The sequence below is a fragment of the Propioniciclava coleopterorum genome, assembly GCF_011393335.1.
Lineage (GTDB): Bacteria > Actinomycetota > Actinomycetes > Propionibacteriales > Propionibacteriaceae > Propioniciclava > Propioniciclava coleopterorum.
Genome location: NZ_CP049865.1, coordinates 570,612 through 594,165 on the forward strand (window position 1 = coordinate 570,612; position 23,554 = coordinate 594,165).

The window sequence follows — 23,554 nt, forward strand, 5'->3', positions numbered from 1 at the left end:
ATGCGGCCCCGAACCGGTCAGAGAGTGAAGACCGGAGTGGTGCCGGCGGGGATCGCGCCGTTGTCGACGATCTGCTTGCCGAACGGGAAACAGGTCACCGGGATCATCTTGACGTTGGCGATCGCGAGCGGGATGCCGATGATGGTGACGGCCTGCGCCGCGGCGGTGGTGAGGTGGCCGATCGCCAGCGGGATGCCGCCGATCACGAACCAGATCACGTTCATCAGCGCCGATCCGAGGCCCGCCCTGGGCTTGTTCACCACGGTCTTGCCGAAGGGCCACAGGGCGTAGGAGCCCATCCTGAACGAAGCGACGCCCACGGGGATGGTGATGATCAGCAGGCAGGCGACGATGCCGACCAGGAAGTAGCCCAAGGCCAGCCAGATGCCGCCGAAGAGCAGCCAGATCAGGTTGAGAATCGTGCGCACGTGGTGCCTCCTTGTGTCGCGTCCCAGCCTAGCGACGCGGCGGGCGCGCCACAGCGGTGATCCCCCGGAGGCGCACCGGGGCGGGGAGCCGCGGCACCCGGGTTCCCCCCGATCCACGGCCGGGAGCCGACGCCTCACCCGCGAGGGTCCCGCGTCGGCCCGTCCGCGCGGCGGCCCTGGGACGCTTCCGCCCGCCGCCGCCCGCCGCGTCCGGGACAGACCGCGGCGCCGGTATCCTCGACCGGTGACTTCCCGACCCGACGACCGGCGCCGCGTCCACCGCCAGGTCGTCTCCTACGTCCGGCGCTCGGCCCGGATGAACCCGTCGCAGGAGAAGGCTTGGGCGGCCCACGCGCCGCGCCTGGTCGTCGAGGTGCCCCGCGGCGATCGCTCGACCTCGATCCGGCCGGACGCCGGCGTGGACTGGTCGGCGACCTTCGGGCGCGAGGCCCCGCTGATGATCGAGATCGGCTCGGGGCGCGGCGAGGCGCTCGCCGCGCTGGCCGCGGCGCACCCGGAGGCCAACGTCGTCGCGTTCGAGGTGTTCCAGCCCGCGGTCGCCTCGACGCTGTCGCTGCTCACCCGCCGGGACATCGGCAACGTCCGCATCGTGCTGGCCGACGGCGCCCAGGGCCTGCGCCGGCTGGTGCGGCCCGCCGAACTGGCCCAGCTGTGGACCTTCTTCCCCGACCCGTGGCACAAGGCTCGGCATCACAAGCGCCGGCTGGTGGACCCGGGGTTCGCGGCCCTGGCGGCGTCCCGGCTGGCGCCGGGCGGCCACTGGCGCCTGGCCACCGACTGGGAGGACTACGCCCTGGCGATGCGGGAGGTGCTGGACGCCGCCCCCGGGCTCACCCCCGCGCCGGGCGCCGACGCGGACGGCTGGGCCCCGCGGTACGCCGACCGGCCCGTCACCAAGTACGAGGCCCGCGGCGCCGGGGCGGGGCGGACGATCCACGATCTTGACTACGTCCGCACCGACGACCCGGTGGACGCGCCGGCCGCGGACGCCGACGACGTCGGTGCCGGTGCCGGGGAGCCCGTCGGCGACCTGGTGCACCGGACGCCGCTGGCCCACCCCTTGGGCCAGGACCCGTTGTGACGCGCTACCGGATCGACCTGGCCTACGACGGCACCGACTTCCACGGCTGGGCCGTCCAGGACGGGCTGCGCACGGTGCAGGGCACGCTGCAGGAGTGGATCACGCGGGTGCTGCGCCTGGACGCCCCCGCCGAGTTGACCGTCGCGGGCCGCACCGACGCCGGGGTGCACGCCCGCGGCCAGGTCGCGCACGTGGACCTCGCCCCCGGCGTCGCCGAGGAACTCCAGCGCCGACTGGACCGCGTCCTGCCGCCCGACGTGGTGGTGCGCCGCGTCGCGGAGGCGCCCGACGGCTTCGACGCCCGGTTCGCCGCGGTGTGGCGCCGCTACGTCTTCCGACTCTCGGACGCCGCGGGCGACCCGCTCACGCGCGCGACGCGGGTCCGGGTGCGTGGGCCGCTGGACGTGGCGGCGCTCGACGCGGCCGCCCGACGGCTGGTCGGGCTGCACGACTTCGCCGCGTTCTGCAAGCGCCGCGAGGGCGCCACGACGATCCGGGAGATCCTGGAGGCGCACGCCGAACGGGACGAGGAGGGCACCGTCGCGGTGACGCTGCGCGCCGACGCCTTCTGTCACTCGATGGTGCGTTCGGTCGTCGGCGCGCTGGTCGCCGTCGGGCAGGGCCGGCACGATCCGGCCTGGATCGACGACCTGCTCGCCCGGCCGGAGCGTGCGGGGGATGTCACCGTGATGCCGCCGTACGGTCTGGTGCTGGAGGAGGTCGGCTACCCCGCCGACGCCGACCTGGCGGCCCGCCAGCTTCAGGCCCGCGCCCGACGAGACAGCGAGGAACAGCCGTGACCCACTACTTCGAGACGCCGACGGGCGAGGAGCACCGCCGCACGGTGTCGGCCCGGTTCTGGGACACCGACTGGGAGTTCACCACCGCGGCGGGCGTGTTCTCCTCCGACGGACTCGACCTGGGGACCGGCGTGCTGCTGCGCACCCACACCCCCGCCCCGGGCGCCCGCCGCCTGCTGGACCTGGGGTGCGGCTACGGCGTCCTGGCCGTGGCGCTCGCCAGCGCCTCCCCGGACGCCGAGGTGGACGCCGTCGACGTGAACGAGCGCGCGCTCGCCCTCACGGCCGACAACGCCCGGGCCCACGGCGTCGGGGAACGGGTGCACGCGCTGCTGCCCGACGCCGTGGCTCCCGACGCCCGCTACGACGAGATCTGGTCCAACCCCCCGATCCGGATCGGGAAGCAGGCGCTGCACGACCTGTTGCTCCAGTGGCTGCCGCGGCTGGCCCCCGGCGGCGTCGCGCGCCTGGTCGTGGGCCGCAACCTGGGAGCCGACTCGCTGCAGCGCTGGCTGATCCAGCAGGGCCACCGCTGCGACCGCACCGCCTCGGCCAAGGGGTTCCGCGTCCTGGAGGTCCGCCCCGCTTCCTGAACGCCCCCTTGGCAAGGGCGGCGGACGCGTCTAGGGTGGGCCCCACATTGGAGGCGGACGACGGTTGCCGCCGGAGAGGAGTTGCGAATGGGTATTGGCGACAAGATCTCGAACAAGGCTGAGGAACTCGGCGGCAAGATCGAGCGCGGGGTCGGTGACCTCACCGACAACGAGGAGCTCGAGGCCAAGGGCGCGGCGAAGGAAGCCGCCGCCAAGGCCAAGCAGGCCGGGGAACACGTCAAGGATGCAGCGAAGGATGTCGTCGATGACGTCAAGGACGCCACCCACGACAAGCGGCACTGACTGACGCTTCTCTCAGCAACACGACTACCCGGAGCGGGGTGGCGGGCGCAGGCCCCCACCCCGCTCCGCTGCGCTACCCTGATCTGTGGACCCGTGTGGGGGAACCCGGTGAGAATCCGGGGCTGACCCGCAACCGTGAGGCGCCAACCCGCGCCGCAGTCGGAGCACCCGCCCGGACCCAGCCAACCATTGACCCGTCGAGGAGTGCGGGGCGGCGACCACGACACGTCCACCGTTGATCGGCCCGCGCGACTCAGTGAGGAACTCGATCCGGATGAACGTCCGACGCAACGCCATCGTGGCCGGGATCGCCACGGTGCTCGCCCTCTGCCTGACCGGAGTGCTCCCCGCGCACGCCTCCGACCCCGCGGCCGCCACCAAGGCGGCCGGGTGGGTCGCACAGCAGAGCATCGACGACCCGGCCAAGGCCACCGACGCGCTCGTCGCCCTGGCCGCCGCCAACGACCCGGCGACCGCCCCCGCGGTCGAGAAGCTCACCGCGGTCCTCACCGGGAAGGGCAAGGACTACGCCGCCGGCTCGCCGGAGGCCGCCGCCAAGGTGGCCGTGGCGCTGGAGTCGGTCGGCCAGGACCCGCGCACCGCGGCCGGCGCCGACCTCATCGCGGCCGTCAAGGGCGGCATCGCCGCGGACGGCAGCTTCGGCTCCTACCCCGGCCCGTTCGCCACGGGCCTTGCCGCGGTGGCTCTGACCCGCGCCGACGAGGCCGTCCCGGACGCGCTGGGCAGCAAGCTCCTCACCTTCCAGAACGCCGACGGCGGCTTCACCTACGAGGCCGGGCAGCCCTCCGACGCCGACTCCACCGCGCTGGCCATGCAGGCGCTGAGCGCCCTGGGCGACCAGGACAACCTCGACAAGGCGATCGCGTGGGCCCAGGCCAACGTCCAGGCCGACGGCTCCTTCGCCGGCTTCAACCCCGTTAACTCCACCGCCGTCATGGCGGCCGCGCTGGCCCCCACGGGTCAGAACGTCGCCGACTCCGTGGCCTACCTCGTCGGCCAGCAGCAGCCGGGCGGCGCCTTCCAGAACGCCGGCGCCGACGACCTGTTGGCCACGGCGCAGGCCACGCTCGGCCTGGCGGGCGTCTCCTATCTGGACGCCGCCTGGTCCGAGGCTCCCTCGCCTTCGCCGACCGCCACCCCGGCCGGGACGACCGGTCCGGCCGCTTCGCCCGGCGCGACCGCCGGCGCGACCCCCGCGCCGACCGGCGCCCCGACGGCCACCGCCCCCGGCGGCGTCGACCCGTCCGGCTGGTTCGGGCCCGCCGCGGCGGTGCTCGTGCTGGCCGGTGCGGCGGTCGTGGGCTTCCGGAGCAGGGCGTCATGACCGGCCTTCGGCGCCTCGGCGCGGCCGTCGCCGCCGCAGCCCTCCTCGTGCCGGCCGCCGCGACGCCGGCGCACGCCGCGCCCGACGTCGCGCCCTGCACGGGGGTCTGGGTCGTGGTGGAGGGGCAGCGCTCGGCCTGCGCGTCCGAGCACGCCACCGGCCAGCAGGCCCTGACGTCGGCCGGCTTCACCGTGGAGGACTCCTCGCCCGGGATGCTGTGCCGCATCGGCGGACGCCCCGACACCTGCACCGTCGCGCCCAGCGGCTACTGGTCCTACTGGCAGGCGCCGCGCAACGCCGAGGGCGGCTGGGACGCCTGGACCTACTCCCAGCTCGGCTACACGAACTCCCACCCCGCGGCCGGCGCCGCGGAGGGCTGGGTGTTCGGCGACGGTCGGACGCCTCCCGCCCCCTCCCGGCGACCGACGAGGTCCCCGCGGATCAGGGCCGTCCCCGGAGGGGGGTCCCGCGAACGCCGGGCGCGACGACCTCACCGGGGTCGTCGTGACCGGGGCGGTGCTGCTGGTGGGCGGCGCCGCCGTCGCCACGGTGCTGGCCCGGCGCCGGCGTCCATGAGCCAGGTCCACCCCTGGGCCTGGTGGGCGTGGGCGCTCGGTCTCGCGGCCGCTCTCTCCCTCACCACCAACCCGCTCCTGATCGCGCTGGTCGTCCTCGCGGCGACCGCCGTCGTGCTGCTGCGCCGCACCGACGCCCCGTGGGCGCGCTCGATCGGGGTCTACTTCGTGCTGGCCGGCTTCATCGTGGCCTTCCGGCTGTTCTTCCACGTGCTGATGGGCGCCCACGGGGGCGGCACCGTGCTGTTCTCCCTGCCCGAGATCCACCTGCCCGCCTGGGCGGCCGGGATCCGGCTGGGTGGGGCCGTGACCGCCGAGGGCGTCACCTACGCCGTCTACGACGCGCTGCGGCTGGGCGCCATGCTGCTGTGCCTCGGCGCCGCCAACGCGCTGGCCAACCCCAAGCGCGCCCTGCGCAACGTCCCCGCGGCCCTGTATGAGGCGTCCGTCGCGATCGTGATCGCGCTGTCGGTGGCACCCCAGCTGATCGAGTCGGTCCAGCGGGTCCGGCGCGCCCGCCGGCTGCGCGGCGGCGCGGGTCGCGGCTGGCAGGCCGTCCGCGCCGTGGTCATCCCGGTGCTGGCCGACGCCATCGATCGCTCGCTCGCCCTGGCCGCGGGCATGGAGGCGCGCGGCTTCGGGCGGACCCGCGCCGGCTCGGGACCGTCCCGGCCGCTGGGTGCGGCGCTGCTCGCGGCGATGTTCGCGGCGACGCTGGGCGCCTTCCTGGTCCTGGGCGCCCCCGGGGCGGTCGGCTGGGGCCTGGCGCTGCTGGCTCTCGGCGTGGCCGGCACGGTGCTGGGGCTGCGCCGCAGCGGACGCCGGCTGGCCGTCAGCCGCTACCGTCCCGACCCCTGGACACCGCGCGACACCGCGCTGGCCGGCTCGGGGCTCGTGGCCTTCGCCCTGGCCGCCGCGGCGGACTCGGGCGCCTGGCCCGCCGTGCACGCCGCGTTCCACCCCTCGACCTCGCCGCTGAGCTGGCCGACCCTCCACCCGCTCATGCTGGTGCTCGCGGCGGCCGCCGCTGCGCCGTTGCTGCTCACCGCCGCCCCGCGTCCGGCCGAGTTGGGAGCGCCCGCGTGATCACCTTCGACGACGTGACCATCACCTACCCCGAGGCCGTTGCCCCCACCCTGGAGCGGGTGAGCTTCACCGTGCCCGAGGGCGACCTGGCGGTCGTGGTGGGGCGCACCGGCACCGGGAAGTCCACCCTGCTGGGCGCGATCAACGGTCTCGTCCCGCACTTCACCGGCGGCGTCCTGGCCGGGGACGTGACCGTCGCGGGGCGCTCGACCCGCGCCCACCGGCCCCGCGACCTGGCCGACGTGGTCGGCTGGGTGGGCCAGGACCCCCGCGCCGGCTTCGTCACCGACACGGTGGAGGAGGAGATCGCCTACGGCATGGAGCAGTTGGGGCTCCCCCCGGCGGCGATGCGCAAGCGCGTCGAGGAGACGCTCGACCTGATGGGCATCGCCGCCCTGCGCGGCCGCCCGCTCGCTGACCTGTCCGGGGGGCAGCAGCAGCGCGTCGCCATCGCGGCGGTCCTGGCCGCGCAGCCCCGCGTCCTCGTGCTCGACGAGCCCACCTCGGCGCTCGACCCCACCTCGGCCCAGGACGTCCTCGGCGCGCTCACCACGCTGGTCCACGAGGTCGGCCTCACGGTGGTGCTGGCCGAGCACCGCCTCGAGCGCGTCCTGCACCAGGCCGACACCCTGATCTGGCTGCCGCAGGGCGCCCGGGGCGTCGAGGTCGGTCCGCCCGCCGACGTCCTGCTGCGCTGCGACGTCCGGCCGCCGCTGGCCCAACTGGCCCGCGCGCTGGACTGGGACGAAGTGCCGGGCTCGGTGCGGGACGCCCGCCGCCGCGCCCAGCGCGAACGCATCGTCGTCACGCCTCCCGGCGTCGTTCCGCTCAGCGAGGGCCCGACGCGCGTCCGCGCGCGCGACCTGAGCGTCGCCTACGGCGCCACGGTGGCGGTCAACCACCTCGACCTGGAACTCCGGGGCGGCGAGGTCACCGCGCTGATGGGCCGCAACGGGGCCGGCAAGTCGTCGCTGCTGTGGGCGCTGCAGGGCGGCGTGCGCAGCACCGGCGCGCTCGAGATCGACGGGTCCGATCCGCGCGACCTCCCGGCGCCGCAGGCGCGGCGGCTGGTCAGCCTGGTCCCCCAGACCGCCGCCGATCTGCTCTACCTGCCCAGCGTGGCGGCCGAGCTCGCCCAGGCCGACCGGGAGACCGGCAGCGCCCCCGGCACGGCCGCCCGGCTGCTCACCGGCCTGGGCTCGGCCCTCCCCCCGGACGCCGACCCGCGCGACCTGTCCGAGGGGCAGCGCCTCAGCCTCGTCCTGGCGATCCAGCTGGCCGCCGAGCCGGGCGTCCTGCTGCTGGACGAGCCGACCCGGGGCCTCGACTACGCCATGAAGGACCGGCTGGCGCTGATCCTGGGTCGGCTGGCCGCCGACGGCCAGGCGGTCGCGGTCAGCACCCACGACGTGGAGTTCGCGGCCGCGGTGAGCCGCCGCACCCTCGTGCTCGCCGGGGGGGACATCATCGCCGACGGGCCGACCCGCGAGGTGCTGACCAGTTCCCCCACCTTCGCCCCGCAGACCGCGAAGGTGTTCGCCCCGGTCCCCGTCCTGGTGCCGGCGGAGCTGGAGGGGGCGCGGCGATGAGCATCCTGCAGCGGACGCCGACCGTCACCGCCCCCGCACCGACCGCGCCCCCGGCCCCCCGGCCGTGGCGGCGCGGGGCGATGCTCGCCCTGACCGCGCTGGCCGGCCTGGTCGCGTTCGCCTGGCCCCTGTTCCTCGCGCCGGGGTCGGTGGTCAGCCCGCTGCAGGCCCCGCTGGTGTTCGCGCTGGTGCTGCCGCTGATCCTGGCCGTCGTCGTCGCCGACCTGACCGGGGACGGCATGGACGTCAAGGCGCTGGCCATGCTGGGGGTGCTCGCTGCGGTGGGGGCGATCCTGCGGCCGTTGGGCACCGGCACCGCCGGAATGGAGCCGATCTTCTTCCTGCTGATCCTCGGGGCCGGGTGTTCGGCCCCGGCTTCGGCTTCGCCCAGGGCGCGCTCACCCTGTTCGCCTCGTCGCTCCTGACGGCCGGGGTCGGGCCGTGGCTGCCCTACCAGATGATCGCCGCGGGGTTCGTCGGGCTGGGGGCCGGGCTGCTCCCCGCGCCCGCGGCTGGGTCGAACTCGCGCTGCTCGCCGCCTGGGGCTTCGCGGCGTCGTTCGCCTACGGCTGGCTGATGGACTTCGCGTTCTGGCCCTTCGGGTTGGGGACCTCGACCCAGTTCTCGTTCGACCCGACCGCGGGACCGCTGCGGAACCTCCACGTCTTCGTCCTCTACAACCTCGTCACCTCCATGGGGTGGAACCTGGGCCGCGCCCTCACCAGCGTCGCCCTGATCGCTCTGCTGGGCCCGGGGCTGCTGCACGTCCTGCGCCGCGCCGCGCGCCGTGGCGGTTTCGCCCGTTGACGCGGGGTTGTGTCCACGCTCCCCGGTAATAGGGTGGGACACGAACGCGGGCCGCACACCCGCGGCTGACGCAGACATGAGAGGAAGTTCTTCGATGGCGACCTACACCCTTCCTGAACTCGGCTACGACTTCGGGGCGCTGGAGCCGCACATCTCCGGCGAGATCATGCAGCTTCACTACACCAAGCACCACCAGGCCTACGTGGACGGCGCGAACACGGCGCTGGACAAGCTCGCCGCCGCACGCGAGTCCGGCGACCTGGCCAACGTCAACAAGCTGGAGAAGGACCTCGCCTTCAACCTGGGCGGCCACATCAACCACTCGGTGTTCTGGAAGAACATGTCCCCCGAGGGCGGCGGTCGCCCCGAGGGCGACGTCGCAGCCGCGATCGACGAGTACTTCGGCGGCTTCGAGGGCTTCCAGAAGCACTTCAACGAGACCGCCAAGGGCCTGCAGGGCTCCGGCTGGTCGATGCTGGTGTGGGACACCATGGGGCAGCGCCTCAACATCCAGCAGCTGTTCGACCAGCAGGGCAACCTGCCGGCCGGCCAGCTCCCCATCCTGCAGCTCGACATGTGGGAGCACGCCTTCTACCTGCAGTACAAGAACGTGAAGGCCGACTACGTCGACGCCTGGTGGAACGTCGTGAACTGGGACGACGTCGCCGACCGGCTCGCCAAGGCCCGCACGGTCGGGGAGCTTTACTGATCCGGACTCCTCGGGCCCCCGCGTGAGGGGTTGACGAGGACGGGACGGCGTCGCCAGACGCCGCCCCGTTCCGCGTTCGGCCCTCAGGAACGCACGGCAATCTTGGGCAAAAGCACAGAATAAGTTGAGAATCTCTCAGGATCGGGGGAAGCTGAAGGGGTTTGAATCCCTTCTGTCACCCAGGAGCCCTTTCGTGCCTCTCTCACCCAAGCTCATCGCCGTCGCCACGAGCGCGGCCGTCCTGATCGCCGGTGGCGCCACCGCGGTCGCGGCCAGCACCCAGCCGGCCCCCCAGGTGACGGCGGTTCCCGCGGCCCTCATCGAGACCCCGCAGGCCATCGAGGTCCTCGTCTGGGCCGACGGCGGCGCCAAGCGCGTCTCCATCACCGACGCCACGGTGGCCTCCGCCCTGGCCGCCGCCGAGCTCACCCTCGGCGAGCACGACCGGGTCTCCCCCGCTCTGGGCAGCCAGCTCACGGTGGGCGACTCGATCAAGGTGTCCCGCGTCTCGGTGTCGCAGGAGACCCAGCAGGTCACCCTCGAGTTCGCCAGCACCCAGGTCCAGGACGCCACGCTGGCCAAGGGCGAGACCAAGGTGAAGACCAAGGGCGTCGCCGGCCTCCGCGAGGACGTCGTCGCGACGACCACGGTGGACGGCCAGGTCGAGGGGACCGAACTCGTCTCCCAGACCGTCGTGCGCGAGCCCGTCAACCAGGTGACCGCGGTCGGCACCAAGAAGGCCGAGGTCACCTCGCGCTCGTCCGAGCGGACGCCGGTGCCGGCGCCGGCCAAGACCACGACCAAGCCGAAGGCGTCCACGACCCCCAAGCCGGCCGCACCGAAGCCGACGACGCCCAAGCCCGAGACGTCCCAGCCGCCGGCCTCCGGCGGCGCGCTCGACCTGCGCCGCGCCGACATGTGGGACCGGATCGCCAAGTGCGAGTCGACCAACCGCTGGAACATCAACACCGGCAACGGCTACTACGGCGGCCTGCAGTTCGACCTGCCGACCTGGCGCTCGGTCGGCGGCACCGACTTCGCCGCCTACCCGCACCAGGCCTCCCGCGAGCAGCAGATCACCGTCGCGAACCGGCTCTACGACAAGCGCGGCCTGCAGCCTTGGGGCTGCCGCCACGCAGCCTGATCGCCGCCACGAGCCCCGCCCGGACATCCGGGCGGGGCTCGTCGCATGTCCGGACCTGAGCATCACGGCGCGCCACAGACGCACACGCGACAGCGCCCGGCCCCCTGACGGGGACCGGGCGCTGTCTTACGCCTCAGGCGAGGATCACTCGGCGTCCGCGGCGGGCTCGTGGCCCTCCATGGCGTCGACGAAGCCGGCCGCCTTGGCCGCGTCGGCGCTGTTGAACCAGACCTCCGCGATCGTCTGGTCGTACCAGCGGGACTCGGGGGTGTGGAACTTCATCGAGTCCTCGTTCCCCTTGATGTCGAAGCCGGCGGGCGGCTCGGTGCCCAGGTAGGAGCCCTCACCGAACTTGGACGCCTCGGCGTCCTCGGCGGGGGTCTCGATCGCCTTGGCGGCGGCGGCCTTCGGGGCCTCCTTCTTGGCCTTCTCCGCCTTGGGGGCGGCGGCCTTCGGGGCGGCCTTGGCCTTGGCCTTGCGGCCGTCCTCGACCGACTCGGTCACGATCTCGATGATCGCCATCGGGGCGTTGTCGCCCTGACGGTTGCCGATCTTCGTGATGCGGGTGTAGCCACCGTCGCGGCCGGCCATCTGCGGGGCGATCTCCGCGAACAGGACGTGGACGACGTCCTTGTCGGTGATCGTCTTCAGCACGATGCGGCGGTTGTGCAGGTCGCCGCGCTTGGCCTTGGTGATCAGCTTCTCGGCCAGCGGGCGGACCCGCTTCGCCTTGGTCTCGGTGGTGGTGATCCGGCCGTGCTCGAAGAGCTGGCTGGCGAGGTTCGCCAGGATGATGCGCTCGTGGGCCGGGCTGCCGCCGAGACGGGGACCCTTGGTGGGCTTGGGCATGGTGTGTATCTCCTAGGCGATATCAGAACTGATCGGGATCGTCGGCGAAGTCATCGCCTTCGGGGTAGCTGCTCAGCGCCGCCAGCGGGTCGAACCCGGGCGCGCTGTCCTTCAGCGCCAGCCCCATCTCGGCGAGACGCTGCTTGACCTCGTCGATCGACTTGCTGCCGAAGTTGCGGATGTCGAGCAGGTCCTGCTCCGAGCGGGACACGAGCTCCGACACCGTGTGGATGCCCTCGCGCTTGAGGCAGTTGTAGCTGCGCATCGTGAGCTTGAGCTCCTCCACCGGCAGGGCCATGTCGGCGGCGTACTGCTCGTCGATCGTGGACGGGCCGATCTCGATGCCCTCGGCGTCGGCGTTGAGCTCGCGCGCCAGGCCGAACAGCTCCACCAGCGTCTTGCCGGCGGACGCCACGGCGTCGCGCGGCGAGATGGCCGGCTTGGTCTCGACATCGACGATGAGCCGGTCGAAGTCGGTGCGCTGCTCGACGCGGGTGGCCTCGACCTTGTAGGTGACCTTCAGCACGGGGCTGTAGATCGAGTCGACCGGGATGCGGCCGATCTCGGAGTCGGGGCTCTTGTTCTGGCTGGCCGACACGTAGCCGCGGCCGCGCTCGACGACGAGCTCCATGTCGATCTTGCCGGACGCGTTCAGCGTGGCGATGTGCAGCTCCGGGTTGTGGATCTCCACACCGGCCGGCGGCGCGATGTCCGCCGCGGTGACGGCGCCGGCGCCGTTCTTGCGCAGGTACATGACGACCGGCTCGTCCTCCTCGGACGACAGCACGAGCTGCTTGATGTTGAGGATGATCTCGGTGACGTCCTCGACCACGCCCGGGAGCGTGGAGAACTCGTGCTGGTTGCCCTCGATCTTGATCGAGGTCACGGCCGCGCCGGGGATCGACGACAGCAGGGTACGACGCAGCGAGTTGCCCAGGGTGTAGCCGAAGCCCGGCTCCAGGGGCTCGATGACGAACCGCGAGCGGTAGTCGTCGACGACCTCTTCGGTCAGCGTCGGGCGCTGTGCAATAAGCATGGATGCGTTCCTTTCCACCGCCCGCTATTTGACGGTGTCCAGTGTGGGACCGGCACGGTGCCGGGCCCGAAACTCGTGGTGCGGGACGTGCCCGCGGGGGTGAACCGTCGGCGTCCGGGCCGGGACCGAAGTCCTGGCCCGGACGCCGCCGGGATCACTTGGAGTAGAGCTCGACGATCAGCTGCTCCGACACGTCGATCACGATCTGATCGCGCGTCGGGAGCTGGTGCACCAGGATCCGCATGCGGTTCGGGCGCACCGTCAGCCACGCCGGGACGACGCGCTCGTGGTGCGTCTCGCGGGCGATGACGAACGGGTCGAGGTTCGCCGACTTCGGCGCGACGTCGATGATGTCGTACGGCGTCACGCGGAAGCTCGGGATGTTGACCTTCTTGCCGTTGACCAGGAAGTGGCCGTGCACGACGAGCTGGCGGGCCTGACGACGGGTCGAGGCGAAGCCGGCGCGGTACACGACGTTGTCCAGGCGGGACTCGAGGATCTGCAGCAGGATCTCACCGGTCTTGCCGGACTTGCGCTGCGCCTCCTCGTAGTAACGACGGAACTGCTTCTCCAGCACGCCGTAGGCGAAGCGGGCCTTCTGCTTCTCACGGAGCTGGAGCAGGTACTCCGACTCCTTGGTGCGGCCGCGGCCGTGCACACCCGGGGGTACGCGCGACGCTCGAACGCCTTGTCGTTGCCCACCAGGTCGGTGCCGAGCCGGCGGGACTTCTTGGTGATGGGGCCGGTGTAACGGGCCATGGTTGATCAGTCCTTCTTATCTATCGACTCGGGCTCAGACGCGGCGGCGCTTCGGCGGACGGCAGCCGTTGTGCGGCACGGGGGTGACGTCGGAGATCGGACCGATCTCCAGGCCCAGCGCGCCGAGCGAACGGATGGCGGTCTCACGGCCGGAGCCGGGGCCCTTGACGAAGACGTCGACCCGCTTCATGCCATGGTCCATGGCGCGACGACCGGCGGCCTCGGCGGCCATCTGGGCGGCGAACGGGGTCGACTTGCGGGAGCCCTTGAAGCCGACGGTGCCGGCGGACGCCCAGGAGATCACAGAACCGGTGGGGTCGGTGATCGAGATGATGGTGTTGTTGAACGTGCTCTTGATGTGAGCCTGCCCGGAGACGATGTTCTTCTTCTCCTTGCGGCGGACCTTGCCCTTCGCCGCGGCAGCCTGAGCCTTGGTACGGCCTGCAGTAGCCATATGTGTCAGATTCTCCTGGTTTCGTTAGCCGAGTGGCCCCGCGTCAGCGGGCCTTCTTCTTGCCGGCGACAGCCTTCTTCTTGCCCTTGCGCGTGCGCGCATTGGTCCGCGTCCGCTGGCCATGGACCGGGAGGCCCATGCGGTGACGACGGCCCTGGTAGCTGCCGATCTCGATCTTGCGACGGATGTCGGCGGCGACGCTACGACGAAGATCACCCTCGGTCTCGTAGCTGGATTCGATGAAGTCACGCATCGCGACGAGCTGCTCGTCGGTCAGGTCCTTCACGCGGACGTCGCCGCTGATGCCGGTGGCGGCCAGGATCTCCTTGGCACGGGTGCGACCGATGCCGAAGATGTAGGTGAGGCCGATCTCCAGACGCTTCTCGCGCGGGAGGTCGACTCCGATGAGACGTGCCATCAGGCGGTTCCCTTTCTCGTGTCGGCCCGTGGGCCGCGAAGGTGTGTGGCGTGCGGCGTCCCGTGCGCCTGAGCGCGGGCCCCGGCCTTCGTCCGGAGGTGGTTCCGACGGGGAGGCACGTGAGCACTGGGCTCACTCCCCGGCGGGTATGCCGTCACGTTGTTGTGTTGTGTTGGAGGGGCTCCAACGGTGATTGCGTCCCTCCGGCCACGCAGCGGGCTGATCAGCCCTGGCGCTGCTTGTGGCGAGGGTTCTCGCAGATCACCATCACGCGACCGTGCCGGCGGATGACCTTGCACTTGTCGCAGATCTTCTTGACGCTCGGCTGAACCTTCATCGAGCTACTTTCTGCTTGGCGCCGCACACGGGTGTCCCCGCACACGACTGGGTGGATTTCGTTGAGAACTCGGACTACCGGTGCCGGAAAACGATGCGGCCGCGGGTGAGATCGTAAGGGGACAGTTCGACGACCACTCGGTCAGACGGGAGGATGCGGATGTAGTGCTGCCGCATCTTGCCACTGATGGTCGCCAGCACCTTGTGCCCGTTCGTGAGCTCCACACGGAACATCGCGTTGGGCAGAGCCTCGACGACGGTGCCCTCCATCTCGAGGGCGCCTTCCTTCTTAGCCATGATCTCCTTGGTTGCAGACATGCGTCTCCTGTGGACACAGGTGACCGACTGCCTATACTACTCCGGCTCAGGCCCACCCCCAAATCGGAGCGGACGGCCGACGCGCGGCCCCGAGCGCGGCTCAGAAGGGGAGGAAACCCAGGACGCCGATCACCAGCACCAGCAGGAGGACGGCGCCCACCACCGCCCCCGCGACACCCAGGACCAGGCCCGTCGACGGGCTCTTGGCCTGCGCCAGTTCCCCGGGGGGCTGCGTGCCGGCCTGCACGACCGCCGGCACGTCGTAGGTGACCTCGCCCGGCACCACCTCGACGACCGGGGCGATCTCCCCCAGCGTCCGAGCGGCGAAGGCGGTGTCCAGCAGGCGGGGGTAGGCGTCGGCGTCGACCTGGCCGCCCTCGTACGCCGCGTTCAGGCGCGCGACGATGCGCTCGCGTTCCCCATCCGAGAGGGGCGCGTCGGGCGTGGCGCGGTATTTCGAGGATCGCGGCAGCTCAGGCATGGCCCCAGCCTAGCCGCGGCACCCTCCCCCGGCACCGGGCTCCCCCGGACCATGCCCTCAGAACAGGCCGACGATGCGGCCGTCGGGGCCCAGGTCCATCCGCTCGGCCGCCGGGTGGCTGCCCAGGCCGGGCATCGTTTGCATCTGCCCCGACAACGCGTACACGTAGCCGGCGCCCGCCGCGAGCCGCACCTCGCGGATGGGCAGCGTCCAGCCGGTCGGCGCGCCCCGATCGGTCGGGGTGGCCGTCGTCGACAGGTGCGTCTTGGCGACCAGCACCGGCAGCTCGCCGTACCCGAGATCGGTGTAGCGGCGCAGGTCCGCGGCGGCGGCCGGGGCCAGCTCCACGCCGTCGGCGCCGTACACCTTGGTGGCGAGCTTGCGCAGCTTCTCGGTGAGGGGGTCGGTCAGTTCGTAGGTGTAGCGCAGGTGCGTCACGTCCTGCGTGGCGGCCAGCACCTGAGCGACCAGGTCGTCGGCGCCCGCTCCGCCCTGGGCCACGTGCCGCGTGATCGCGACGCGGACGCCGCGCTGCGCCGCGAACCTCCGGATCACCTCGTGCTCGCTGTCGTGGTCGTCGGGGAACGCGTTGATCGCGACGACGGCCGGGACGCCCGCCCCCGCCACGATGTCGAGGTGGTGACCCAGGTTCGCCAGCCCCGCGGCGACGTCGCTGGGGCTCTCGACGAGCATCTCGGGGGCAGGGGCTTGCCCGCGACCACCTTGTACCGGCCCGAGTGCACCTTCAGGGCGCGCACCGTGACGACGACGACGGCGGCGTCGGGGACGAAGCCGGAGGTGCGGCACTTGACGTTGACGAACCGCTCGAAGCCCAGGTCCGCGCCGAACCCGGCCTCGGTGACGACGATGTCGGAGCGCGACAGCCCCACGTGGTCGGCCACGATGGAACTGTTGCCGGTGGCGATGTTGCCGAACGGCCCGCAGTGAACCAGAGCCGCCTGCCCCTCCAGGGTCTGCAGCAGGTTGGGACGGACGGCGTCCCTGAGCAGCACCGCCATGGCGCCGGCGGCCTGCAACTGCTCGGCGATGACGGGGGCGCCGTCGCGGCTGAACCCCACGACGATGCGGCCCAGCCGGGCGCGCAGGTCCTCCAGCGAGGTGGCCAGCGCCAGGATGGTCATGACCTCGGACGCCGCCGTGATGTCGAACCGGCTCTGCCGCGGCACCCCGTCGAGCCGCCCGCCCAACCCCAGCACCACGTTGCGCAGCGCGCGGTCGTTCATGTCCAGGACGCGGCCCCACGTGATGGAGTGCGGCTCGATGTCCAGCGCGTTGCCGTGCTGCAGGTGGTTGTCGACCATGGCGGCCAGCAGGTTGTGGGCGGCGGTGACCGCGTGGAAGTCGCCGGTCAGGTGCAGGTTCATCGCCTCCATGGGGATCACCTGCGCCAGGCCGGCACCGGCGGCGCCGCCCTTGATGCCGAAGACGGGCCCCAGCGAGGGCTGACGCAGCACGGCGGTCGCGTTGAGCCCCGCGCGCCCGAGTCCCTCGACCAGGCCCACGGTCGTGGTGGTCTTGCCCTCGCCCAGCGGGGTCGGGGACACCGCGGTGACGACGACGTAGCGCCCGGTGGGGCGGCGCCGGCCCACGGCGTCGAGTTCCACCTTGGACGCGTGACGGCCGAAGGGCTCGAGGTCGTCGGGGGTCAGTCCGAGCAGGGCACCGATCTCGGGCAGCGGCCGCAGCGTCGCGGCCTGGGCGATCTCCAGGTCTGAGGGCACGTCCCCATTCCTACACCGTCGCGCCGACACGTGCAGGCCCCGCGCGATCTTCGCGCGCGGACGCCGGTGCACGCGGCGAAGCCGGCGGCGGAACGGCGTCCGGCGCAAGATCCTGCGATGACGCCGTGATGGAGACCCGGCGGCTCAGTCGGCCAGGGGCCCGAACGGGAGGCCGCGGGCGGCCAGTTCGCCCTCGCCCCCGTCGGGGGCCGTGAGCACCCACAGCCCATCGGGGGTGACGGTGATGGTGTGCTCCCAGTGCGCCGAGCGGGAGCCGTCGGACGTGACGACGGTCCACTCGTCGTCCAGCGTGACGCCCTGGTCGGAGCCGAGGGTCACCATCGGCTCGATCGCCAGCGCGAGGCCCTCGGTGATCCGCGGGCCGCGCCCGGGGCGTCCGTAGTTGGGGACGTCCGGCGGCTGGTGCATCTGCGTGCCGATGCCGTGGCCGGTGTAGTCGCGCAGGATGCCGTAGCGCTCGCCGTGGCCGCGGATCGACCGCTCGATCGCGTGGCTGATGTCGGTGACGCGGCCGCCCAGGTGCGCCGCCGCGATGCCCGCCCACAGCGCCTCGCGGGTCACGTCGCTGAGCCGCTGGTCGGCCTGCGACAGCTCGCCCACGCCGAAGGTGATGGCCCCGTCGCCGTGCCAGCCGTCGACGATCGCGCCGAAGTCCACCGACACCAGATCGCCGGCCACCAGGACGCGCGCGCCCGGGATGCCGTGGACGACCTCCTCGTTGACCGAGATGCACGTCACCGCCGGGTAGGGCGGGTAGCCGAAGGACGCCCCGTAGTGCAGGAACGAGCTGGACGCCCCATGGGCGGCCAGGACCTCGCGCGCCACGGCGTCCAACTCACCGGTCGTGACGCCGGGGCCGCGGCCTCCCGCAGCGCGATGTGCGTCGCCGCGACGACCTTGCCGGCGCGCCGCATCGCGACGAGCTGCTCGGTGGTCTTCAGCTCGACGCCCTTGTTCCTCACTTGCGGCCGAGCCTCGCATCGAGCGCCCACCGGATGCGGTCGGCGACGTCCTCGACGCTGCCGTCGGCGTCCACCTCGATGAGGAGGCCGCGCTTGCCGTAGAGGTCGAGCAGCGGTGCGGTCTCGATGCCGTAGACCTCGATGCGCTTGCGGATGGTCTCCTCGTTGTCGTCGGCGCGACCCTCGATCTCGGCGCGCTTGAGCATCCGGTGCGTCAGCGAGTTCGGGTCGGCCGTCAGCGCGACCACGCCGTCGAGGCGCATGCGCGCGGCCCGCAGGTGCTTGTCGAACGCCGCCGCCTGCTCCAGGGTGCGGGGGTAGCCGTCCAGGAGGAAGCCGCGGCTCTTGCGGACGTCCGGCTTGGACAGCCGGTCGAAGACCATCTCGTTGGTGACCTCGTCGGAGACCAGGTTGCCGCCCGCGATGAGCGCCTCGATCTTTTTGCCCAGGGCCGTGCCGAGCGCGATGTTGTCGCGGAACAGCTGGCCCGTGGAGATCGTGGGGATGTTGTAGTGGTCGGCGATCCCGCCGGCCTGGGTCCCCTTGCCCGCTCCGGGCGGACCCATGATGAGGAGGTTCACCGCAGGAATCCTTCGTAGTTACGCTGCTGCAGCTGGCTCTGGATCTGCTTGACCGTGTCGAGGCCGACGCCCACCACGATGAGGATGGAGGTGCCGCCGAACGGGAACTGCTGCGAGGTCCCCATGAACAGGAACGCGAACGCGGGGAGCAGCGCGATGAGGCCGAGGTACAGCGAGCCGGGGGCGGTCAGCCGCGACAGCACGTAGGCCAGGTACTTCTCGGTGGGCTTGCCGGCCCGGATGCCCGGGATGAAGCCGCCGTACTTCTTCATGTTGTCGGCAACCTCCTCGGGGTTGAACGTGATCGCCACGTAGAAGTACGCGAAGGCCACGATGAGCAGGAACATGAGCAGGTTGTGCCAGACCGAGGAGCCGGCCATGTTGACGTTGATCCACGCCGCCACCGGGTTGTCGGGGGCGAACTGCGCGATCATCACCGGCAGGTACAGGATCGAGCTGGCGAAGATGACGGGGATGACGCCGGCCTGGTTCACCTTCATGGGGATGTAGGTCGTGCTGCCGCCGACCAGGCGGCGCCCCACCATCCGCTTGGCGTACTGCACGGGGATCCGGCGCTGGGCCTGCTCGACGAAGATGACGCCCAGCATGACGAGCGCGCCCACCGCGATCACCGCGGCGAACGTCAGCCAGCCGTTCGCGTTCGGGAGGGTCAGTCCGTTCCACTCGATGGTGCCGCGGCTCATCGCGATGCCCCAGACCTGGGCGGGGAACGCCGCGGCGATCTGGGTGAAGATCATGACCGACATGCCGTTGCCGACGCCGCGCTCGGTCACGAGCTCGCCCAGCCACATGACGATGCCGGTGCCGGCGGTCATGGTGAGCACCATCGTGATGATCGGGAACAGGCTGGTGTCGTAGACCAGGGGCAGGTCGCAGCCGCGGAACAGCTGCCCCGTGATGGCCATGGTCACGAACGCCGTGGACTGCATGACCGCCAGGACGATCGTGAGGTAGCGGGTGTACTGGGTGATCTTCTGCTGGCCGGCGCCGCCCTCCTTCTTCAGCGCCTCCAGCCGCGGGATCACCACGGTCAGCAACTGCAGGATGATCGACGACGTGATGTAGGGCATGATGCCCAGCGCGAAGATCGCCAGCTGCAGCAGCGCACCGCCCGAGAACAGGTTGATCATCGAGTAGATGCCCGCCGCATCACCGGTGGTCGCCTCGATGCGGCACTGGTTGATGTTCTGCAGGTTCACGTTCGGCGCGGGGATCACCGAACCGATGCGGAACACGGCGAGGATCGCCAAAGTGAACAGGATCTTCCTGCGCAGGTCAGGTGTCCTGAACGCGTGGACAAAGGCGGAGAGCATCCGGTTCCTTACGGTGATGTCTGGAGCTGCGGGCGGGCCGTGGGCCCAACCTGTCTGACTGTACCAAGTCTCCCCCGCCAAGCCTGCATCGGGCTTGCCATCGGCAACATCATCGTGACCATGGGGCGACGAGCTCCGGACCGTTGTTGCGGACGCTGTTCACGGCCGTGGAGACCTGGAACGTCTGCAGGCCCTCCGGGGTGCGCAGCAGCGGCAGCGCGTCCGCAGGGTCGGTCCGCTGCGGGTCCAGCCAGCTCCCCCAGTCCGCCGGTCGGATCACCATGGGCATCCGGTCGTGGATGTGGCCCAGGGCGTCCGTCGCCTCGGTGGTGATGATGGTGCAGGTGGTGAGCCAGCTGTCGTCGGTCGGGTCGCGCCAGAACTCGTACAGCCCGGCCATGACGAACCCGCCGGCGCGTCCGTCGCCGGGGTGCAGGTACCAGGGCTGCTTGTAGGGCTTGCCGTCGCGCTCCCCCGGCGTCCACTCGTAGTAGCCGTCGGCGGGGATGAGGCAGCGCCGCTTGGCGAAGGCGGCCGCGAACGCCGGCTTCGTCGCGACGGTCTCGGAGCGGGCGTTGATCATCCGCGCACCGCCCCCGGCCGACTTCGACCAGGACGGCACGAGCCCCCACCGCGGCGTCACCAGCTTCCGGACGGCCTCGCCCGTGCCCTTGTCGACGCGCTCGACCACCGCGGCCACGGGGTCGGTCGGCGCCACGTTGAAGCTCGGAACGGGCTCGTCGACGACCTCCTCGATCAGGAAGGTCTCGACGATCTCCTCGGTGCTCTCCGACGCTGCGAACCGTCCACACATGGCGTCAGCCTAACCGCCGGGGACGCGAGAACGGCGGGCCCCGAGGGGACCCGCCGTTCACGGTGATGCGTCTCAGACCTGCGTGGCGGTGCCGCCCGCGGCCTCGATCTTCTCCTTCGCCGAGGTGGTGTAGGCGTTGACCTCCACCTCCAGCTTCACGGAGACGTCGCCGCTGCCCAGGACCTTGACCAGGCGGCCGTCACGGACGGCGCCCTTCTCGACGAGATCCGCGACCGTGACCTTGCCCCCCTCGGGGAACAGCTCGGCCAGCTTGCCGACGTTCACGACCTGGTACTCGACCCGGAACGGGTTCTGGAACCCACGCAGCTTCGGCAGCCGCATGTGCAGCGGCATCTGGCCGCCCTCGAACGCCGCGGGGACGTTCTTGCGCGCGCCGGTGCCCTTGGTGCCGCGGCCGGCGGTCTTGCCGCCCTTGCCGCCCTCGCCGCGACCCACGCGGGTCTTGGCCGTCTTGGCGCCGGGCGCCGGGCGCAGGTGATGTGCCTTCAGCGCCATGTCACTCAACCTCCTCGACGGAGACGAGGTGGATGACGGTGTTGGCATAGCCGCGGAACTGCGGCGTGTCCTCACGCTCGACCACGTCACCGATCTTCTTCAGCCCGAGGCTGCGGAGCGTCTCGGACTGGTTCTTCTTCGCGCGGTTCGCGCTCTTGACCTGGGTGATGCGGAGCTTGCCCATCAGGCGGCCCCCTCCTTCCGCGCCTTCAGCAGCGCCGCCGGAGCGACGTCCTCGACGGGCAGGCCGCGGCGGCGAGCCACCGCTTCCGGCTCCTCGAGCTGCTGCAGCGCCTCGACCGTGGCGTGCACCACGTTGATGGCGTTGGCGCTACCCAGCGACTTGGCCAGCACGTCGGAGATGCCTGCGCACTCCAGCACGGCGCGGGCCGAACCGCCGGCGATCACACCGGTACCCGGCGACGCGGGACGCAGCAGCACGACGCCGGCGGCCTTCTCGCCCTGGACGGGGTGCGGGATGGTGCCCTGGATGCGCGGGACGCGGAAGAAGTGCTTCTTCGCCTCCTCGACACCCTTGGCGATCGCCGCGGGCACCTCCTTGGCCTTGCCGTACCCGACGCCCACGGTGCCGTCACCGTCGCCCACCACGACGAGCGCGGTGAAGCTGAAGCGGCGGCCGCCCTGGACGACCTTCGCGACGCGGTTGATCGTCACGACGCGCTCGAGGTACTGGTTCTTCTCCTCGCGGTTGTCACGGCCACGTCGATCATCGCGGCCGCGACGCTCGCCACCACCCTGGCCGCGCTGGCCACGGGCGTTCGCGTTTTCGTTCGCCATTGTTGTCCTTTCCGCTCTGATCAGAATCCGAGGCCGGACTCGCGTGCGCCGTCAGCCAGCGCAGCGATCCGTCCGTGGTACTGGTTGCCGGCGCGGTCGAACACGACGTTCTCCACGCCCGCCTTCTTGGCCCGCTCGGCCACGAGCGAGCCGACCTGCTTGGCCTTCTCGCTCTTGTCGCCGGACGCCGCACGCACGTCGGCCTCCATGCTGGACGCCGAGGCGAGGGTGCGACCGACGGTGTCGTCGACGATCTGCGCCACGATGTGTCGCGAGCTGCGGGTGACCACCAGGCGCGGACGCTCGGTCGTCCCGAAGATCGACTTGCGTCCCCGCACCTGACGGCGCAGACGCGCCTTGGTGCGAGCAGCCATGCCCTTGTTGTTCGACAGGGAGATAGCCATGGTCACTTACCAGCCTTTCCGACCTTGCGGCGAACGTGCTCGCCGGCGTATCGCACGCCCTTGCCCTTGTAGGGCTCCGGCTTGCGCAGCTTGCGGATGTTGGCAGCAACCTCGCCAACAACCTGCTTATCGATGCCCTGCACCGAGAACGCGGTCGGCTTCTCCACGGTGAAGGTGACACCCTCGGGGGCGTCGATGATCACCGGGTGGCTGAATCCGAGGTTGAACTCCAGCTGCTGAGGGCCCTTGCTGATGACGCGGTAACCGACACCGACGATCTCCAGCTTCTTCTCGTAGCCCTGGGTGACGCCGATGACCATGTTGTTCACCAGCGTGCGCGTCAGGCCGTGGAGGGACCGGGACTCGCGCTCGTCGTCCGGGCGCGTCACCTCGATCTCCCCCGCGTCGTTCTTACCGACCTTGATGGGCTCGGCGACGGTGAGGTTGAGGGTCCCCTTGGGGCCCTTGATCTCGACGTCCTGCCCCTCGAGCTTGATCTCGACACCGGCCGGGACCGTGATGGGGAGCTTTCCAATACGCGACATGTTTTTTCAGCTCCTCTCTCACCAAACGTAGGCGAGCACTTCGCCGCCGACGCTCTTACGTGATGCTTCCTTGTCGGTCAGCAGGCCCTGCGAGGTCGAGATGATCGCGACGCCGAGGCCGCCGAGCACCTTGGGCAGCGCGTTGCTCTTGGCGTAGACGCGCAGGCCGGGCTTGCTGATCCGGCGCAGGCCCGCGATGGAACGCTCGCGGTTCTGGCCGTACTTCAGGGTGATGTTCAGGGTCTTGCCGACCTCGCCTTCGGCGGGGTCGATGACCTCGTAGGACGTGATGTAGCCCTGCTGCTTCAGGATCTCGGCGATACCCACCTTGATCTTGCTGTGCGGCATGGAGGTCGAGTCGTGGTACGCCTGGTTGGCGTTACGCAGACGCGTCAGCATGTCTGCGATCGGATCGGTCATTGTCATGGCGTTTTGCGGCCTCTTTCTCGCCGTGGTTTCCCCGGGGCGTTCGTGCCCCGGGGACCTTCAGCGTCAGGATTCTTGGGAGTTCTGGTGAATCACCAGGACGACTTGGTGACGCCCGGCAGCTCACCGCGGTGGGCCAGGTCGCGCAGACACACGCGGCACAGGCCGAACTTGCGGTAGACGGAGCGCGGACGCCCGCACTTGTTGCAGCGGGTGTAGGCGCGGACGGCGAACTTCGGCTTGCGCGCCTGCTTCACCTTCAAAGCGGTCTTAGCCATC

26 protein-coding genes, 5 pseudogenes and 1 riboswitch are annotated in these 23,554 nt (G+C 71.2%); of the genes and pseudogenes, 10 read left to right on the forward strand and 21 right to left on the reverse strand.

Going from position 1 to position 23,554, the window contains the following annotated elements; genetic code table 11:
- Positions 1 to 17: 17 nt before the first annotated feature.
- Positions 18 to 428, reverse strand: coding sequence for a YccF domain-containing protein (locus G7070_RS02750; RefSeq protein WP_166231803.1), 411 nt, complete (start codon positions 426 to 428; stop codon positions 18 to 20).
- 244 nt (positions 429 to 672) lie between these two features.
- Between G7070_RS02750 and trmB the strand changes: the two genes are divergently transcribed.
- From trmB to G7070_RS19385, 10 genes and pseudogenes are all read left to right on the forward strand, one after another.
- Complete coding sequence (trmB, locus tag G7070_RS02755; protein WP_246227255.1) at positions 673 to 1,530, forward strand: tRNA (guanosine(46)-N7)-methyltransferase TrmB; 858 nt, start codon at positions 673 to 675, stop codon at positions 1,528 to 1,530.
- Positions 1,527 to 2,330, forward strand: coding sequence for a tRNA pseudouridine(38-40) synthase TruA (gene truA / locus G7070_RS02760; RefSeq protein WP_166231805.1), 804 nt, complete (start codon positions 1,527 to 1,529; stop codon positions 2,328 to 2,330). The genes trmB and truA overlap by 4 nt, the downstream gene beginning before the upstream one ends.
- Positions 2,327 to 2,923, forward strand: a complete 597-nt coding sequence (locus G7070_RS02765; protein WP_166231807.1) for a class I SAM-dependent methyltransferase — start codon at positions 2,327 to 2,329, stop codon at positions 2,921 to 2,923. The genes truA and G7070_RS02765 overlap by 4 nt, the downstream gene beginning before the upstream one ends.
- A gap of 87 nt (positions 2,924 to 3,010) precedes the next feature.
- The gene (locus tag G7070_RS02770) at positions 3,011 to 3,226 is read left to right on the forward strand and encodes a CsbD family protein (RefSeq protein ID WP_166231809.1); all 216 of its coding nucleotides are present in this window, start codon (positions 3,011 to 3,013) and stop codon (positions 3,224 to 3,226) included.
- A gap of 76 nt (positions 3,227 to 3,302) precedes the next feature.
- Positions 3,303 to 3,416, forward strand: a riboswitch (cobalamin riboswitch).
- 84 nt (positions 3,417 to 3,500) lie between these two features.
- Positions 3,501 to 4,571 carry a prenyltransferase/squalene oxidase repeat-containing protein gene (locus G7070_RS02775; protein ID WP_166231811.1) on the forward strand — a complete coding sequence of 357 codons (1,071 nt, stop codon included), beginning with the start codon at positions 3,501 to 3,503 and terminating at the stop codon, positions 4,569 to 4,571.
- Positions 4,572 to 5,143: 572 nt separating this feature from the next.
- Positions 5,144 to 6,232 (forward strand): CbiQ family ECF transporter T component, encoded by a 1,089-nt coding sequence (locus G7070_RS02780; protein WP_431977927.1) that lies wholly within the window; start codon positions 5,144 to 5,146, stop codon positions 6,230 to 6,232.
- On the forward strand, positions 6,229 to 7,821 hold the full coding sequence (locus G7070_RS02785; RefSeq protein WP_166231815.1) for an ABC transporter ATP-binding protein: 1,593 nt from the start codon (positions 6,229 to 6,231) through the stop codon (positions 7,819 to 7,821). The genes G7070_RS02780 and G7070_RS02785 overlap by 4 nt, the downstream gene beginning before the upstream one ends.
- An 80-nt stretch (positions 7,822 to 7,901) precedes the next feature.
- Positions 7,902 to 8,628 (forward strand): annotated as a pseudogene (locus G7070_RS02790) (ECF transporter S component).
- Between the two features lie 94 nt (positions 8,629 to 8,722).
- Complete coding sequence (locus tag G7070_RS02795) at positions 8,723 to 9,337, forward strand: superoxide dismutase (protein WP_166231817.1); 615 nt, start codon at positions 8,723 to 8,725, stop codon at positions 9,335 to 9,337.
- A gap of 193 nt (positions 9,338 to 9,530) precedes the next feature.
- Complete coding sequence (locus G7070_RS19385) at positions 9,531 to 10,481, forward strand: transglycosylase family protein (RefSeq protein WP_166231819.1); 951 nt, start codon at positions 9,531 to 9,533, stop codon at positions 10,479 to 10,481.
- A 357-nt stretch (positions 10,482 to 10,838) separates the two neighbouring features.
- Here the strand turns inward: G7070_RS19385 and rplQ are convergent.
- The 20 genes and pseudogenes from rplQ to G7070_RS02900 all read right to left on the reverse strand — a co-directional run.
- Positions 10,839 to 11,330: pseudogene (gene rplQ / locus G7070_RS18275) on the reverse strand (50S ribosomal protein L17); the annotation flags it as partial.
- Positions 11,331 to 11,352: 22 nt separating this feature from the next.
- The gene (locus G7070_RS02810; protein ID WP_166231822.1) at positions 11,353 to 12,366 is read right to left on the reverse strand and encodes a DNA-directed RNA polymerase subunit alpha; all 1,014 of its coding nucleotides are present in this window, start codon (positions 12,364 to 12,366) and stop codon (positions 11,353 to 11,355) included.
- A gap of 154 nt (positions 12,367 to 12,520) precedes the next feature.
- Positions 12,521 to 13,125, reverse strand: a pseudogene (gene rpsD / locus G7070_RS02815) (30S ribosomal protein S4).
- Positions 13,126 to 13,159: 34 nt separating this feature from the next.
- Positions 13,160 to 13,579 carry a 30S ribosomal protein S11 gene (gene rpsK / locus G7070_RS02820; protein WP_166231823.1) on the reverse strand — a complete coding sequence of 140 codons (420 nt, stop codon included), beginning with the start codon at positions 13,577 to 13,579 and terminating at the stop codon, positions 13,160 to 13,162.
- Positions 13,580 to 13,622: 43 nt separating this feature from the next.
- Positions 13,623 to 13,997, reverse strand: a complete 375-nt coding sequence (rpsM, locus tag G7070_RS02825) for a 30S ribosomal protein S13 (RefSeq protein ID WP_166231824.1) — start codon at positions 13,995 to 13,997, stop codon at positions 13,623 to 13,625.
- A gap of 223 nt (positions 13,998 to 14,220) precedes the next feature.
- Positions 14,221 to 14,334 (reverse strand): 50S ribosomal protein L36, encoded by a 114-nt coding sequence (rpmJ, locus tag G7070_RS02830; protein ID WP_020575560.1) that lies wholly within the window; start codon positions 14,332 to 14,334, stop codon positions 14,221 to 14,223.
- Between the two features lie 74 nt (positions 14,335 to 14,408).
- Positions 14,409 to 14,630 (reverse strand): translation initiation factor IF-1, encoded by a 222-nt coding sequence (infA, locus tag G7070_RS02835; RefSeq protein ID WP_129459183.1) that lies wholly within the window; start codon positions 14,628 to 14,630, stop codon positions 14,409 to 14,411.
- A gap of 121 nt (positions 14,631 to 14,751) precedes the next feature.
- A complete protein-coding gene (locus G7070_RS02840; RefSeq protein WP_166231825.1) occupies positions 14,752 to 15,132 on the reverse strand; it encodes a DUF1707 SHOCT-like domain-containing protein in 381 nt (126 codons plus the stop codon).
- A gap of 57 nt (positions 15,133 to 15,189) precedes the next feature.
- A pseudogene (locus G7070_RS02845) lies at positions 15,190 to 16,874 on the reverse strand (formate--tetrahydrofolate ligase).
- Between the two features lie 144 nt (positions 16,875 to 17,018).
- Positions 17,019 to 17,809: pseudogene (gene map / locus G7070_RS02850) on the reverse strand (type I methionyl aminopeptidase).
- Positions 17,810 to 17,853: 44 nt separating this feature from the next.
- On the reverse strand, positions 17,854 to 18,438 hold the full coding sequence (locus tag G7070_RS02855; protein ID WP_166231826.1) for an adenylate kinase: 585 nt from the start codon (positions 18,436 to 18,438) through the stop codon (positions 17,854 to 17,856).
- Positions 18,435 to 19,772, reverse strand: coding sequence for a preprotein translocase subunit SecY (secY, locus tag G7070_RS02860; RefSeq protein ID WP_166231827.1), 1,338 nt, complete (start codon positions 19,770 to 19,772; stop codon positions 18,435 to 18,437). The genes G7070_RS02855 and secY overlap by 4 nt, the downstream gene beginning before the upstream one ends.
- Before the next feature lie 109 nt (positions 19,773 to 19,881).
- On the reverse strand, positions 19,882 to 20,586 hold the full coding sequence (locus G7070_RS02865; RefSeq protein WP_166231828.1) for an SOS response-associated peptidase: 705 nt from the start codon (positions 20,584 to 20,586) through the stop codon (positions 19,882 to 19,884).
- Positions 20,587 to 20,658: 72 nt separating this feature from the next.
- A complete protein-coding gene (rplO, locus tag G7070_RS02870) occupies positions 20,659 to 21,102 on the reverse strand; it encodes a 50S ribosomal protein L15 (protein WP_166231829.1) in 444 nt (147 codons plus the stop codon).
- A gap of 1 nt (position 21,103) precedes the next feature.
- A complete protein-coding gene (rpmD, locus tag G7070_RS02875; RefSeq protein WP_166231830.1) occupies positions 21,104 to 21,286 on the reverse strand; it encodes a 50S ribosomal protein L30 in 183 nt (60 codons plus the stop codon).
- Positions 21,286 to 21,900, reverse strand: coding sequence for a 30S ribosomal protein S5 (gene rpsE, locus G7070_RS02880; protein WP_166231831.1), 615 nt, complete (start codon positions 21,898 to 21,900; stop codon positions 21,286 to 21,288). The genes rpmD and rpsE overlap by 1 nt, the downstream gene beginning before the upstream one ends.
- Positions 21,901 to 21,920: 20 nt before the next feature.
- Positions 21,921 to 22,304 (reverse strand): 50S ribosomal protein L18, encoded by a 384-nt coding sequence (gene rplR, locus G7070_RS02885; protein WP_166231832.1) that lies wholly within the window; start codon positions 22,302 to 22,304, stop codon positions 21,921 to 21,923.
- A gap of 2 nt (positions 22,305 to 22,306) precedes the next feature.
- A complete protein-coding gene (gene rplF / locus G7070_RS02890) occupies positions 22,307 to 22,849 on the reverse strand; it encodes a 50S ribosomal protein L6 (protein WP_166231833.1) in 543 nt (180 codons plus the stop codon).
- A gap of 18 nt (positions 22,850 to 22,867) precedes the next feature.
- Positions 22,868 to 23,275, reverse strand: coding sequence for a 30S ribosomal protein S8 (rpsH, locus tag G7070_RS02895; protein WP_166231834.1), 408 nt, complete (start codon positions 23,273 to 23,275; stop codon positions 22,868 to 22,870).
- Positions 23,276 to 23,367: 92 nt separating this feature from the next.
- Positions 23,368 to 23,553 (reverse strand): type Z 30S ribosomal protein S14, encoded by a 186-nt coding sequence (locus G7070_RS02900; protein WP_129459131.1) that lies wholly within the window; start codon positions 23,551 to 23,553, stop codon positions 23,368 to 23,370.
- Position 23,554 lies beyond the last annotated feature (1 nt).

What these genes read in the sequence shown, in the direction of transcription:
- G7070_RS02770 (WP_166231809.1), top strand. Translation starts at nt 3,011, where the DNA reads ATGGGTATTGGCGACAAGATCTCGAACAAGGCTGAGGAACTCGGCGGC.
- rpsH (WP_166231834.1), bottom strand. Translation starts at nt 23,275, where the DNA reads ATGACAATGACCGATCCGATCGCAGACATGCTGACGCGTCTGCGTAAC.
- rplO (WP_166231829.1), bottom strand. Translation starts at nt 21,102, where the DNA reads ATGGCGCTGAAGGCACATCACCTGCGCCCGGCGCCCGGCGCCAAGACG.
- G7070_RS02795 (WP_166231817.1), top strand. Translation starts at nt 8,723, where the DNA reads ATGGCGACCTACACCCTTCCTGAACTCGGCTACGACTTCGGGGCGCTG.
- secY (WP_166231827.1), bottom strand. Translation starts at nt 19,772, where the DNA reads ATGCTCTCCGCCTTTGTCCACGCGTTCAGGACACCTGACCTGCGCAGG.
- G7070_RS02865 (WP_166231828.1), bottom strand. Translation starts at nt 20,586, where the DNA reads ATGTGTGGACGGTTCGCAGCGTCGGAGAGCACCGAGGAGATCGTCGAG.
- rpmJ (WP_020575560.1), bottom strand. Translation starts at nt 14,334, where the DNA reads ATGAAGGTTCAGCCGAGCGTCAAGAAGATCTGCGACAAGTGCAAGGTC.
- rpsK (WP_166231823.1), bottom strand. Translation starts at nt 13,579, where the DNA reads ATGGCTACTGCAGGCCGTACCAAGGCTCAGGCTGCCGCGGCGAAGGGC.
- G7070_RS02900 (WP_129459131.1), bottom strand. Translation starts at nt 23,553, where the DNA reads ATGGCTAAGACCGCTTTGAAGGTGAAGCAGGCGCGCAAGCCGAAGTTC.
- rpsE (WP_166231831.1), bottom strand. Translation starts at nt 21,900, where the DNA reads ATGGCGAACGAAAACGCGAACGCCCGTGGCCAGCGCGGCCAGGGTGGT.
- G7070_RS02780 (WP_431977927.1), top strand. Translation starts at nt 5,144, where the DNA reads ATGAGCCAGGTCCACCCCTGGGCCTGGTGGGCGTGGGCGCTCGGTCTC.
- rplR (WP_166231832.1), bottom strand. Translation starts at nt 22,304, where the DNA reads ATGGCTATCTCCCTGTCGAACAACAAGGGCATGGCTGCTCGCACCAAG.
- G7070_RS02775 (WP_166231811.1), top strand. Translation starts at nt 3,501, where the DNA reads ATGAACGTCCGACGCAACGCCATCGTGGCCGGGATCGCCACGGTGCTC.
- rpmD (WP_166231830.1), bottom strand. Translation starts at nt 21,286, where the DNA reads ATGGGCAAGCTCCGCATCACCCAGGTCAAGAGCGCGAACCGCGCGAAG.
- G7070_RS02840 (WP_166231825.1), bottom strand. Translation starts at nt 15,132, where the DNA reads ATGCCTGAGCTGCCGCGATCCTCGAAATACCGCGCCACGCCCGACGCG.
- G7070_RS02810 (WP_166231822.1), bottom strand. Translation starts at nt 12,366, where the DNA reads ATGCTTATTGCACAGCGCCCGACGCTGACCGAAGAGGTCGTCGACGAC.
- rpsM (WP_166231824.1), bottom strand. Translation starts at nt 13,997, where the DNA reads ATGGCACGTCTCATCGGAGTCGACCTCCCGCGCGAGAAGCGTCTGGAG.
- infA (WP_129459183.1), bottom strand. Translation starts at nt 14,630, where the DNA reads ATGGCTAAGAAGGAAGGCGCCCTCGAGATGGAGGGCACCGTCGTCGAG.
- rplF (WP_166231833.1), bottom strand. Translation starts at nt 22,849, where the DNA reads ATGTCGCGTATTGGAAAGCTCCCCATCACGGTCCCGGCCGGTGTCGAG.